Genomic DNA, 11,690 nt, shown 5'->3' with positions numbered 1-11,690 from the left:
GTGCCCGGCCGCCGCCGCGCGAACGCGGGGCCGGTGGCCCAGGGGGGGCCGTACCGGCGACGCGGTACCGGTTCCGCGCGGCGGCGAAGGTGCGGGGCTCCGCCCGACGCCCGGGGGCGCTCGGCCGGACCGCCGCCTCGTGAGGGGGTGCGGGCGGCCCGTCCCGCCTCTGGTGAGGCGGGGGACCCAGTGAAGCGGCCCGCCCGGCGCGCCGGACAGTGCGCGCGGGGCGCGGATGCGCGCACTCCGTTCACACCCCGTGTGAACCCGTTCGCACTACGCTTACGGCACCACGCCACTCGGGGGGCCACCATGCAGCCCAACACCCTGCTCGACGCGATCCTGGACGAGGCGGGGATCTCGCACGCCGGGCTCGCCGCCCACGTCAACCAGGCGGGCCGCCGCCGGGGACTCGCCCTCAGATACGAACACACCGCCGTCGCCCGGTGGTTGAAGGGCCAGCGGCCCAGGGGCCAGGTGCCGGACCTGATCTGCGAGGTGCTCGCGGGACGGTTACGGCGCCCGGTCACGCTGGACGACATCGGTCTCGGCGTACCGGGTGAACCGGCCACCGCGCACGCCGGCTCGCTCTCCGGTTTCGTGGAGCGGGCCACCGCGCTGTGGCGCTCCGACGAACAGCAGCGCCCGCACGTGCTGGGCGCCCCCGCCGTCACCGGTACGCCCGCGGTGATGCCTGTGTGGGAGTGGGAGAACCCGCCGGAGGACGTCGACGTCTCCCGCGGCGGCCGACTCCGGGTCACCGAGGCCGACATCGGCACCCTGCGGGCGGCCCGCGCCCACTACGAGCAGATGTACCGCAAGACGGGCGGGGTGGCGACCCGCACCCGCATCGTCGGCTTCCTCAACGCCGAGGCCGCGCCCCTGCTGCGCGGCAGCTACCCCGACGACACCGGCCGTCGACTGCACCGGGCCACCGGCGGGCTGGTGGCCGTCGCGGGCATCTGCGCCTACGACTCCGACGCGCACGGCCTGGCCCAGCGCTACTTCCACCAGGCACTGCGGCTGGCCAAGGCGAGCGGGGACCGGGGCCTCGGCGCGTACGTGATAGCGCTGCTGGTCAACCAGTCGCTGTTCATGCGGGAGTACCGCCAGGCGGTCGCGTTCGCCGAGGCCGCGCTGCGCACGGCGGGCCGCCAGATCACCCCCGCGCTCGCCTCGGACCTGTACGCGATGCAGGCCAAGGCGTACGCGCACCTCGGCGACGGGGGCGGCGCGCTCTCCTGCATCCGGCGGGCGGAGTCCGCGGCCGGGCAGATCCGGCCGGGTACAGAGCCCGACGAGACGGGGTACGTGCAGCCGGGGCTGGTGAACGTCCAGGTGGCCGAGGCGCTGCTGAGCCTCGGGGAGCTGTCGGCCGCGAGGGAGCACGCGGCGGCGGCCGTGGACACCCCGGCGCACGACCGGGGGCGGGTGCACCGGCTGGCGATGCTGAGCACGATCGAGCTGCGGCAGGGAAACGCGGACAAGGCGGTGGCGACCGCTGTGCAGATGGCCGAGCAGGCGCGCGGCATGGAGTCCCAGCGGCTGCGTGACCGCCTCCGGGCGGTGCGCGAGTACCTGGTGCGCTGCGGCTCGGCCGGCACCGCTGACGCGGCGGAACTGATCGACGGCGCGCTGCGCGTCCCGCTGTAGCGGGCGGGGGCGCGCGCCGCCGATGCGAGCGCCCTGTGGGCCGGGAAGAGTCCCTGCTGCGATATTGCCACTTACTCGGCGGAAGGTGGCAGAACCGTGCAGTGGACGAAACAGAACGAACAAACCGTGTACGCGAACCGTTGGTTCAGCGTCAATCTGGCGGATGTCGAGCTGCCCAACGGCTCACATCTGGACCACTTCCTGATCCGGCTCCGGCCGGTCGCCGTCGCCACGGTGGTCAACGAGGCCAACGAGGTCCTGCTGCTGTGGCGGCACCGCTTCATCACGGACAGCTGGGGCTGGGAACTGGCCGCGGGCGTCGTGGAGGACGGCGAGGACATCACGACCGCGGCCGCGCGGGAGCTGGAGGAGGAGACGGGCTGGCGGCCGGGGCCTCTGCACCACCTGATGAGCGTGGAGCCGTCCAACGGCCTCACCGACGCCCGGCACCACGTCTACTGGTCCGACCAGGGTGAGTACACCGGTCACCCCGTGGACGACTTCGAGTCGGACCGCCGGGAGTGGGTCCCGCTCAAGCTCGTCCCCGACATGATCGCCCGTGGGGAGGTCCCGGCCGCCAACATGGCGGCCGCGTTACTCCTGCTGCACCATCTGCGGCTGGCCGACGGTCAGTGAGCCAGCGCCTGCCAGACGGCGACGGCAAGCGCCCCCAGGGCGGTGAGCGCGGCCACCGAGGTCAGTGGCCAGCGCGCGTGTTCGAGGGACTTCACCCGGGAGTTCAGCTCGTCGAGCTCCTTGGCGGTCTCCTCGGTACGGTGACTGAGCAGAGCCAGCCCGCCTTCGACGCGCGCGTAGGCGACGTCGAGGCGGCGGCGTAACTCGGCCAGTTCTCCGTGAACCACGGCCTGCTCGGGTTCGACGGTCACGGGTCCACTCCTTTCCGTGGTCGGACGGGACGACTCCGCATCCCTCTGCATGCGCATGCAGAGTCAACCGCCCTGGTGGGCCTGAGGGGAGCGTGTGCGAACGGCATATGCGAGCCCCCGGCGCACACGGAGTGTGAAACACATGGACCCGGCACCCACCAGGGCGCCGGGTCCACGTGGTCCGTCCACACTCAGTACGAGTAGAAGCCCGACCCGGACTTCCGCCCCAGCCGGCCCGCCTCGACCATGCGCTGGAGCAGCGGGGGAGCGGCGTACAGCGGCTCCTTGTACTCCGCGTACATCGAGTTGGCGATCGAGACGATGGTGTCCAGACCGATGAGGTCGGAGAGCTTCAGCGGGCCCATCGGGTGGGCGCAGCCCATCTCCATGCCGTTGTCGATGTCCTCGCGGCTGGCGATCCCGGACTCGAACATCCGGATCGCGGACAGGAGGTACGGCACCAGCAGCGCGTTGACGACGAAGCCTGAGCGGTCCTGCGCGCGGATCGCGTGCTTGCCCAGCGTCTTCTCGGCGAAGATCTGCGCCCGGCTGAGCGTGCCCTCGGAGGTGGTGAGGGCCGGGATCAGCTCGACCAGGTTCTGCACCGGGGCCGGGTTGAAGAAGTGGATGCCGATCACGTGGTCGGGGCGCGAGGTGGCGACCGCCAGCTTGACCAGGGGGATGGAGGAGGTGTTGGAGGCCAGGATCGCGTCCGGACGGGTCACCACCTGGTCGAGCACCTGGAAGATCTCCGTCTTCACCTGCTCGTTCTCCACCACGGCCTCGATCACCAGATCGCGGTCGGCGAACTCGCCCAGGTCGGTGGTGAAGCTCAGCCGGGAGAGCGCCGCGTCGCGCTCCTCCTCGCTGATCTTGCCGCGCTCGGCGGCCTTGGCCAGGGAGTTGTGCAGCCGGGTGCGGCCGTACTCCAGGGCGTCGCCGGTGGTCTCGGCGACCATCACGTCCAGCCCCGCGCGTGCGCACACCTCGGCGATGCCCGCGCCCATCTGGCCGCAGCCCACGACTCCGACGCGCGAGATGTCTCCGGCTCGGAAGTCCGTCACATCGTCCCCTTCGCTGGTTCTCCGGCTCGTGCAGGGCGCCCGGGTTTCGGTGCCTGCTCCGATCGTGCACGTTACCGCCAAGTATCGATGATCGATCGGCGGGGTAGGGACAAGCCGTGCCTCCGGGACGGTCCGTCACGGGGCGGACTCGGAGCGTGTGGGAGGTACCGATGACGGCTCGCGCGGTGACCGGAGCGCGTACGGGGGTGGCGGGGGTCTCGCGGCGGACGCTCGCCCTGGGCGCGCTGGCAGCCATGGCGACGGCCGGCACCTCCCCGGCGTACGCCTTTGGGCGGCATCGCCGCGAGATGCGCGGTGTCTGGCTCGCCACGGTCGCCAACCGGGACTGGCCCTCGCGGCCGGGGCTCCCGCCCGAGCAACAGCGGGCCGAGCTGACCGCACACCTCGACCGGGCCGCGGCCGACCGGCTCAACACCGTGATCTTCCAGGTGCGCCCCACCGCCGACGCCCTGTGGCCCTCCCCCTACGAGCCCTGGTCGGAATACCTGACCGGCACCCAGGGCCGCGACCCCGGCTGGGACCCGCTGGGCACCGCCGTGCGCGAGGCCCACGCGCGCGGACTCGAACTGCACGCCTGGTTCAACCCGTACCGCGTCGCCAACCACACCGACCCCGCACGGCTCGCCCCCGACCACCCGGCGCGGATCCACCCGGAGTGGGTGGTGCCCTACGGCGGCAAGCTGTACTACGACCCCGGCCTGCCCGAGGTCCGGCGCTTCGTCCGGCTGGCCATGCTGGACGCGGTGGCCCGGTACCCGGTGGACGCGGTGCACTTCGACGACTACTTCTACCCCTACCCGGTCGCCGGGCAGACCTTCGACGACGACGCCGCCTACGACGCGTACGGGGGTGGCTTCGACGACCGGGCCGCCTGGCGGCGCGACAACATCGACCGGCTGGTGCGGGAGGTCGCGGCGGGCATCCGGCGGGTGCGGCCCGGCACCCGCTTCGGGATCAGCCCCTTCGGGGTCTGGCGCAACGCGGCCACCGACCCGCGCGGTTCGGACACCCGGGCGGGTGTGCAGACCTACGACGACCTGTACGCGGACACCCGCAAGTGGGTCCGCGAGCACTGGATCGACCACGTCGTCCCGCAGATCTACTGGAACATCGGCTTCCCGGCCGCCGACTACGCGAAGCTCCTCGACTGGTGGACGGCGCAGGTGGCGGGCACCCGGACCCGGCTGTACGTGGGAGAGGCGCTGTACAAGGCGGGCGCGGCGGGCCAGCCCCCCGCCTGGCAGGACCCCGCCGAACTGTCCCGGCATCTCACCCTGGCCGCCGGATATCCCCAGGTGCGCGGGCATGTGTTCTTCGCCGCCCAGGACGTGGCCCGCGATCCGCTGGGCGCGATGGCACGGGTGGTCGCCGACCACTACCGCCGGCCGGCGAGCCCCCCGCGCTGACCCCGTTGTCCCTCGTGCGCCTCGGTTACCTCGTCTCGTCCTCGCGGTGGCGGACCTGGCAGTCCGGGCCGGGCGACATGATGGCCTCGTGCCCGTCCTCGAAGCGGACGCGGTAGGGCGGCTCGCCCTCCTCGCCGATCACTTCGACCACTTCGCTGACCTGATCGTGCTGGCCGACCACTCGTCCGTGCTGGACAAGGCGGTCGCCCTTGGACGCGTGCATGGGCAGGCCCTCCTCACGGTCACGACCGTTGGGTGACGGCGATGCACACGAGCACGGCGACCGCGGTCAGCGGTGCCGCCGCGGGGACGTGCTCGCCCAGTAGCAGTGCCGACCACACCAGTGTGAGCAGGGGCTGGGCCAACTGCAACTGGCTGGCCCGCGGGATGCCGACGGCCGCCATGCCCCGGTACCAGAGAAGCAGCCCGAGGAACTGCGAACCCAAAGCGACCCAGAGCACCCCCGCGATCCCGTGCGCGGTCAGCCGTACCGGTTCGTGCCCCAGCGCCAGCGCGGTGCCGAGCGCGTTCAGGGGCAGGCACAGCACCAGCGCCCAGCCGATGACCTGCCAGCCCGGCATGACACGGGCCAGCCGGCCGCCCTCGGTGTAGCCCGCCGCGCAGATCAGCAGGGCCGCGAACAGAAAGACGTCCGCCCTGGTCAGGGCGCCGCCGCTCTGGGTGGCCGTGAACACTGCCACGGCACCGGCGCCCACGAGCGCGGCCGCCCAGAAGCGGCGCGAGGGGCGTACGCCGGTGCGCAGGGCGGACACCGCGGCCGTGGTCAGGGGGAGCAGGCCCACGACGACGGCCGCGTGCGCGGTGGTCGAGGTCTCGAGCGCGAGCGTGGTCAGCAGCGGGAAGCCGAGCACCGTGCCGAGCCCGACCATGGCGAGGCCCGGCAGGTGGCGGGCCTCGGGCAGCGGCACGCGCAGGAGCAGTAGGCAGGCGCCCGCGACCAGGGCCGCGAGGACGCCCCGGACCGCCACGAGCGACCAGGGGCCGAAGCTCTCCAGGCCCCAGGCGGTGGCGGGAAAGGTGAGGGAGAAGGCGATGACGCCGAGGGCCGCCTGACCGGTCCCCACGAGGAGGGGCTCGCGAGGCGCGGTGACTGCTATCGCGGTCGTATCGGTAGCGCTACTCTGTGCTCTCATGAACGAGCGTAGCAGTGTGCGCGAGCTGGCGGAACAACTGCGCCGGGAGCTGGACCGCTACTCGCCCGGTGGAAAGCTGCCGTCCAGCCGGGCGCTGGTCGAGCGGTTCCGGGTCAGCCCGGTGACCGTCTCACGGGCGCTGGCGCTGCTCGCCGCCGAGGGGCTCGTCGTCACCCGGCCCGGCGCGGGTGCCTTCCGGGCCGGACCGCGCGCGGTGGCCCCGCCCGCCGGGGACACCTCCTGGCAGGAGGTCGCGCTGAGCGCCGACGCCGCCGGGGACGTGGTACCCCGCACCGTGGACGCCTCCGGCGTGATGATCTCGCTTCCCGCGCCGCCGCCCGGCGTGCTGGAGCTGAGCGGCGGCTACCCGCATCCCGGTCTCCAGCCCGAGCGGGCCATGGCCGCGGCGCTCGCCCGCGCCGGACGCCGGCCCGGCGCCTGGGGGAGGCCGCCGCTGGAAGGTCTGCCCGAGCTGCGGGAGTGGTTCGCGCGCGGCATCGGCGGGTCCGTCACCGCCGCAGAGGTGCTTGTCGCCGCAGGTGGCCAGTCCGCCCTGGCCACCGCGCTGCGCGCGCTCGCCCCGCCCGGCGCGCCGGTCCTGGTGGAGTCGCCCACCTACCCCGGCATGCTGGACCTCGCCCGCGCCGCCGGACTCCGCCCCGTACCGGTGCCCGTCGACGCCGACGGCGTACGCCCCGACCTGCTGGCCGACGCCTTCCGCGCCACCGGTGCCCGGGTCTTCGTCTGCCAGCCCCTGTTCCAGAACCCGACCGGCGCCGTACTCGCCCCCGACCGCCGGGCCGAGGTGCTGCGCATCGCCCGCGGCTCGGGCGCCTTCGTCATCGAGGACGACTTCGTGCGCCTGCTGGCGCACGCCGACGCACCCCCGCTGCCCCGACCGCTGGCGGCCGACGACCCGGACGGTGTCGTGGTGCACGTCGGCTCGCTCACCAAGGCGACCTCGCCCAGCTTCCGGGTGGCTGCCCTCGCCGCGCGGGGGCCGGTGCTGGAACGCCTGCGCGCCATCCAGGTGGTGGACAGCTTCTTCGTGCCCCGGCCGCTCCAGGAGGCGACGCTCGAACTCGTCGGCTCACCGGCCTGGCCGCGCCATCTGCGTTCGCTGGCCGCCCAGTTGGCGGTACGGAGAGAGGCGATGGCCACAGCACTCGCCCTGCGTCTGCCCGAACTCGCCCTGCCACACGTTCCGTTCGGCGGATATCACCTGTGGCTCCGGCTGCCCGAGAGCCTCACGGAGTCCGCGCTGACCGCCGCCGCGTTGCGCGCGGGCATCTCCGTCACCCCCGGCCGGCCCTACTTCAGCGCGGAACCCCCGGCGGCGCACATCCGGCTGAGCTTCGCCGCGGTGGCCGGCACGGGGGAGATCGCGGAGGGGGTCCGGCGGCTGCGGTCGGCGTGGGACGAAGTGCGCTTAACTCGCCCAAGTTGACTTCAAAACAAGGGTGTTGAGACATCGAGGGCGGCGTTTTCCGGTCACCCTCGCGGTGGCCGGGGCGGGGGCTCTTGACCGGCCCCCCTCCGGGGCTCACCATCACCGCATGCCACTTCGGGTGACGTTCGTGGCCGCGGCGCACGGTTCCCCGTCGCAGGCGGAGCGGTTCCAGGACGACCGGCCGCTGGACCAGGCGGGCTGGGACGAGGTACAGCGCGCCGTCGGATATCTGCTGCCGCTCGCGGCCGCCGAGTTGCGCTACTGCTCCCCGACTCCGCGCAGCCGCGCCACCGGCGATGCGCTCGGCTATGCCCCGCTCGCGCAACTCGCCCTGCGTGACTGTGACATGGGGCGCTGGCGGGGGCTGACCCTGGCCGAGGCGATGGCCCGCGAACCGCAGGCGGTGGACGCCTGGCTGACCGACCCGAGGGCCAGCCCGCACGGCGGCGAGTCGATGCTGGCCTTCATCTCGCGGGTGGGCGGCTGGCTCGACACCCGGCCCGGCGACGACTGGGCCCGCATCGTCGCGGTGGCCGAACCGGCCGTGATCCGCGCGGCCCTGGTCTACGCCCTCCAGGCGCCCCCGTCCGCCTTCTGGAGCATCGACGTACGCCCGCTCTCCACCGTCACCGTCGCCGGGCGCGCGGGGCGCTGGACGCTGCGGCTGGACGCGGTGTCGCCTCAGCCCTCGCGCACGTAGTCCGTGGTGAGCACCAGGTCCTTCTCCGGGCCGGCGACCCGCCACACCGAACGCCAGTGGCCGGCGCCGGTCACGGTGAACTCGCCCCGGTAGAAGTCGGCCGCGCAGGGGTGGCCGGCGATGTGCCGCCCGCTGCGCAGGTCCAGGTCGTGGAAGGGGCGCCCGTCCGCGAACCGTACGTCCGCCGTGCCCGGCTCGGCTCCCGCCAGGAACCGCAGCGTCCGGGTCGCGGGCCGTGTCACGCCCTGCCAGGTGAACTCCCCGGCCTCCTCGTGCAGCAGCCCGCCCTCCAGCGGCCCGAACTCGGTGTGCCCGGTGAAGTACCCCTCGTCGGCGCCCGCGAGGTCCCGGACGGTACGGGTGACCCGCCATCGCCCGGCGAGGAACCCGAGCACATCGGGAACGGGCAGGTACCCGCCGTCGCTCACCACGTCCACCGGGACCCTCCCCGCGGCCCGGCCTCGTGACGCGCGAGATGACCGACGGCCCGGAAAGCCTCCTCGTACGCCGCGAGCAGCCCGCCCCCGCCCCCGCGCGGACGCACGAACCGGGCCGGCCGGGTCGGGGCGGGCACCACCGGGAGGATCAGGTAGGTCACCCACGCATTCATACCGACGAGCTTACGGGCCGCCCTCCGGCGGGGTCACTCGACCGCCGGCTCGACCGGCAGCCACAGCTCCGCGTCCGCCTCGCTCCCGTCCCCGGCCGGACGGACGCGGAGGATCTCCGGACCGGGGCGGCTCGCGTACGGGTTCGACGGGAACCACTGTGTGAACACGTCCCGCCACAGTGTCTGGACCGCCTGCGGCATGGGCCCGGAGACCGTGAACACCGCCCAGGTGCCGGCCGGGACGATCAGGGCGGCCGTGCCCTCGGGGGCGGGGGCCGAGGTGATCACGCCCTGGTAGTAGTCGAGTTCCGTGCCCTCGGCCCGGCTCGGGTCCAGGTCGTCGCAGACCGCGACGATCCCCTCCGGTTCCTGGTCCGACAGCTTCGCCAGCCGCTGCAGATCCTCCCGGTCGAGCCCCCGGACGAAGTCCATGATCGCCTGGTTCGGCCCGGCGTGCACCAGCGGCACCCGGGCCCTGTACCCGACCACGCCGAACTCCCGCTTGTGCTCGATGCGGTGTCGCATTCCGCTGTTCCCTTCGATGACGAGGCGGAAGGACATCCGGGGCTGTGAGCTGAGCGTGACACCGGCCCGCCGGGCCTCGCTCGGGCCGACGCCGTGCATCGCCCGGAACGCCCGGGCGAACGCCTCGCCCGAGCCGTACCCGTAGCGCACCGCGATGCCGAGCAGCGTCTCCCGTCCCGCGGCCACCTCGGCGGCCGCGAGCGTGAGCCGCCTGCGCCGGACGTACTCCGACAGCGGCATCCCGGCGAGCGCGGAGAACAGCCGCCGCAGGTGGTACACCGACGTACCCGCGACCCGCGCCAACTCCTCCGGATCGACACACCCGTCGAGCCTCGGCTCGATGTGCTCCATCGCCTCGTTGAGCCGTTCCAGCACGCCCCGTTCCCTTCCTTCTGACACCAGGAACGCTAGGCGCGAGGGGGAACCCGGCACCCGACAATCCGTGCCCGATTCTGTCGGGTGGCGGTCGAGGCCCGGAAGGCGGCCCGGAAACCGGAGAACGGCCCGGAGAACAACGAAGGCAAGGAGTTCGGAGTCTCCTTGCCACTTTCAAGATATAGCGCACAGGGGGCCTTGCGGCAAGGCCCCGGTGGTGTCGCAGAATGGGCGGCCGCGGTCGGGAGTGACGGAAATGACGCGTTCGTGGAATGTGTGAGGTTTCCTCCGGTTCGCGCTCCAGTTCTTCGATGGGTGGGTGGATGACTGACGTGATCGTGGTCGGTGGCGGTCCGACCGGGCTGATGCTGGCCGGGGAGCTCCGGCTGGCCGGAGTGGGCGTGGTCGTGCTGGAGAGGCTGGGCGAGCCGAGCCCGCAGTCCCGCGGACGCGGCCTGCACGCGCGCAGCGTCGAGGTGATGGACCAGCGGGGTCTGCTGGGCAGGTTCCTCGCGGAGAGCGAGAAGTTCCAGGTGGGCGGCCTGTTCGGCGGCATCATGAAGCCGTGGCCGGACCGGCTGGACACCGCCCACCCGTACGGCCTCGCCACCCCGCAGGCGGTCACCGAGCGGCTGCTCGGCGACTGGGCCCGCGAACTCGGCGCCGAGATCCGGCGTGGCCGGGAGGTGGTCGCGCTGAGCCAGGAGCCGGACGGGGTCACCGTGGGCCTCGCCGACGGCACCGGCCTCCGCGCCCGCTACGTGGTCGGCTGCGACGGCGGCCGCAGCACGGTGCGCAAGCTGCTCGGCGTCGGCTTCCCCGGCGAGCCCGCCTCGGTCGAGACGCTGCTCGGCGACATGGAGGCCACCGAGGAGCCGGCGGCCGTCGCGGCCGTCGTGGAGGAGGTGCGCAGGACGCAGTTGCGGTTCGGCCTCTCGCCCGACGTGGACGGGCAGAAGGGGGTGTACCGCGTCATCGTGCCCGCCGACGGCGTCTCCGAGGACCGTGCGGCCCCGACCCTCGAGGAGTTCCGGCAGCGGCTGCGGGCGGTCGCCGGCACCGACTTCGGCGTGCACTCGCCCCGCTGGCTGTCCCGCTTCGGCGACGCCACCCGGCAGGCCGAGCGCTACCGCGCCGGCCGGGTCCTGCTGGCCGGTGACGCGGCCCACGTCCACCCGCCGGCCGGCGGCCAGGGACTCAACCTCGGTGTGCAGGACGCCTTCAACCTCGGCTGGAAGCTCGCCGCCGAGGTGCGCGGATGGGCCCCGGACGGCCTGCTCGACACCTACCACGCCGAACGCCACCCGGTCGGCGCCCGCGTCCTCGCGACCACTCGCGCCGCGATGACCCTCCTCGGCGCCGACCCCGGCGCCACCGCACTGCGCGAACTCTTCGCCCGGCTCATGGACTTCGAGGAGGTCAACCGCCACATCACCGGCATGATCACGGCCGTGGACATCCGCTACGACCTGGGCGAAGCCGAGGACGGGGACCACGACCTCGTCGGCCGGCGGCTGCGGGACGTCCGGCTCGCGCGGGGGCGCCTCTACGAGCACACCCATGACGCCCGCGGCCTGCTCCTCGACCGGACCGGCCGTCTCTCGGTCGAGGGATGGGCGGACCGCGTGGACCACCTCGTCGACACCCGTGCCGAACTCGACGTACCGGCCGTGCTGTTGCGCCCGGACGGCCACGTCGCCTGGGCGGGGCAGAGCCAGGAGGGGCTGCGCACCCGTCTGCACGAGTGGTTCGGCGAGGCCGGGGTCACGGTGCCGGGCACGCCGCCGGCGGCGCCTGGCCCGCCCGGGGCGGGCGCCCTCCCCGGCCGGTAGCCGATCCGCCGGG

General features: G+C 73.4%; 12 protein-coding genes. 6 read left to right on the top strand and 6 right to left on the bottom strand.

Features of this window, described 5'->3' with window-relative positions; genetic code table 11:
- Positions 1-312: 312 nt before the first annotated feature.
- Together ACWCV3_RS21295 and ACWCV3_RS21290 are read left to right on the top strand one after the other, a co-directional pair.
- Positions 313-1,653: a transcriptional regulator gene (locus ACWCV3_RS21295; protein WP_451226300.1), complete on the top strand. Its 1,341-nt coding sequence runs from the start codon at positions 313-315 to the stop codon at positions 1,651-1,653.
- A gap of 96 nt (positions 1,654-1,749) precedes the next feature.
- Positions 1,750-2,289 carry an NUDIX hydrolase gene (locus tag ACWCV3_RS21290; RefSeq protein ID WP_451226297.1) on the top strand — a complete coding sequence of 180 codons (540 nt, stop codon included), beginning with the start codon at positions 1,750-1,752 and terminating at the stop codon, positions 2,287-2,289.
- Here the strand turns inward: ACWCV3_RS21290 and ACWCV3_RS21285 are convergent.
- On the bottom strand, positions 2,283-2,540 hold the full coding sequence (locus ACWCV3_RS21285) for a hypothetical protein (RefSeq protein ID WP_030812856.1): 258 nt from the start codon (positions 2,538-2,540) through the stop codon (positions 2,283-2,285). The two genes, ACWCV3_RS21290 and ACWCV3_RS21285, sit on opposite strands and share 7 nt — an antisense overlap.
- Positions 2,541-2,731: 191 nt before the next feature.
- Entirely contained in the window at positions 2,732-3,604 is an 873-nt protein-coding gene (locus ACWCV3_RS21280) for a 3-hydroxybutyryl-CoA dehydrogenase (RefSeq protein ID WP_030812859.1), read from the bottom strand.
- 170 nt (positions 3,605-3,774) lie between these two features.
- On the opposite strand from ACWCV3_RS21280, the gene ACWCV3_RS21275 reads away from it, so the two are divergent.
- On the top strand, positions 3,775-5,031 hold the full coding sequence (locus ACWCV3_RS21275) for a glycoside hydrolase family 10 protein (protein ID WP_451226294.1): 1,257 nt from the start codon (positions 3,775-3,777) through the stop codon (positions 5,029-5,031).
- 25 nt (positions 5,032-5,056) lie between these two features.
- On the opposite strand, the gene ACWCV3_RS21270 is transcribed toward ACWCV3_RS21275, so the two are convergent.
- Positions 5,057-5,254: a DUF1918 domain-containing protein gene (locus ACWCV3_RS21270; RefSeq protein ID WP_451226291.1), complete on the bottom strand. Its 198-nt coding sequence runs from the start codon at positions 5,252-5,254 to the stop codon at positions 5,057-5,059.
- 19 nt (positions 5,255-5,273) lie between these two features.
- Positions 5,274-6,185, bottom strand: coding sequence for a DMT family transporter (locus ACWCV3_RS21265; protein WP_451226288.1), 912 nt, complete (start codon positions 6,183-6,185; stop codon positions 5,274-5,276).
- Here ACWCV3_RS21265 and ACWCV3_RS21260 point away from each other — a divergent pair.
- The gene (locus ACWCV3_RS21260) at positions 6,184-7,632 is read left to right on the top strand and encodes an aminotransferase-like domain-containing protein (protein ID WP_451226285.1); all 1,449 of its coding nucleotides are present in this window, start codon (positions 6,184-6,186) and stop codon (positions 7,630-7,632) included. The genes ACWCV3_RS21265 and ACWCV3_RS21260 overlap by 2 nt on opposite strands.
- A gap of 109 nt (positions 7,633-7,741) precedes the next feature.
- Positions 7,742-8,335 carry a histidine phosphatase family protein gene (locus ACWCV3_RS21255; protein ID WP_451226282.1) on the top strand — a complete coding sequence of 198 codons (594 nt, stop codon included), beginning with the start codon at positions 7,742-7,744 and terminating at the stop codon, positions 8,333-8,335.
- On the opposite strand, the gene ACWCV3_RS21250 is transcribed toward ACWCV3_RS21255, so the two are convergent.
- Both ACWCV3_RS21250 and ACWCV3_RS21245 read right to left on the bottom strand, forming a co-directional pair.
- Positions 8,317-8,772: a DUF6314 family protein gene (locus ACWCV3_RS21250; RefSeq protein WP_451226279.1), complete on the bottom strand. Its 456-nt coding sequence runs from the start codon at positions 8,770-8,772 to the stop codon at positions 8,317-8,319. The two genes, ACWCV3_RS21255 and ACWCV3_RS21250, sit on opposite strands and share 19 nt — an antisense overlap.
- A 206-nt stretch (positions 8,773-8,978) precedes the next feature.
- Positions 8,979-9,845: an AraC family transcriptional regulator gene (locus ACWCV3_RS21245; protein ID WP_451226276.1), complete on the bottom strand. Its 867-nt coding sequence runs from the start codon at positions 9,843-9,845 to the stop codon at positions 8,979-8,981.
- Between the two features lie 323 nt (positions 9,846-10,168).
- On the opposite strand from ACWCV3_RS21245, the gene ACWCV3_RS21240 reads away from it, so the two are divergent.
- Positions 10,169-11,677: an FAD-dependent monooxygenase gene (locus ACWCV3_RS21240; protein WP_451226273.1), complete on the top strand. Its 1,509-nt coding sequence runs from the start codon at positions 10,169-10,171 to the stop codon at positions 11,675-11,677.
- Positions 11,678-11,690 lie beyond the last annotated feature (13 nt).

This window comes from Streptomyces sp. NPDC001781 (assembly GCF_053596035.1).
Note: the sequence above shows the minus strand (reverse complement) of the source record. Positions and strands in the feature narration are given on the sequence as shown.

Excerpts from the sequence above, each read along its gene's own strand:
- ACWCV3_RS21295 (WP_451226300.1), top strand. The coding sequence starts at position 313 with ATGCAGCCCAACACCCTGCTCGACGCGATCCTGGACGAGGCGGGGATC.
- ACWCV3_RS21275 (WP_451226294.1), top strand. The coding sequence starts at position 3,775 with ATGACGGCTCGCGCGGTGACCGGAGCGCGTACGGGGGTGGCGGGGGTC.
- ACWCV3_RS21270 (WP_451226291.1), bottom strand. The coding sequence starts at position 5,254 with ATGCACGCGTCCAAGGGCGACCGCCTTGTCCAGCACGGACGAGTGGTC.
- ACWCV3_RS21260 (WP_451226285.1), top strand. The coding sequence starts at position 6,184 with ATGAACGAGCGTAGCAGTGTGCGCGAGCTGGCGGAACAACTGCGCCGG.
- ACWCV3_RS21255 (WP_451226282.1), top strand. The coding sequence starts at position 7,742 with ATGCCACTTCGGGTGACGTTCGTGGCCGCGGCGCACGGTTCCCCGTCG.
- ACWCV3_RS21240 (WP_451226273.1), top strand. The coding sequence starts at position 10,169 with ATGACTGACGTGATCGTGGTCGGTGGCGGTCCGACCGGGCTGATGCTG.
- ACWCV3_RS21265 (WP_451226288.1), bottom strand. The coding sequence starts at position 6,185 with ATGAGAGCACAGAGTAGCGCTACCGATACGACCGCGATAGCAGTCACC.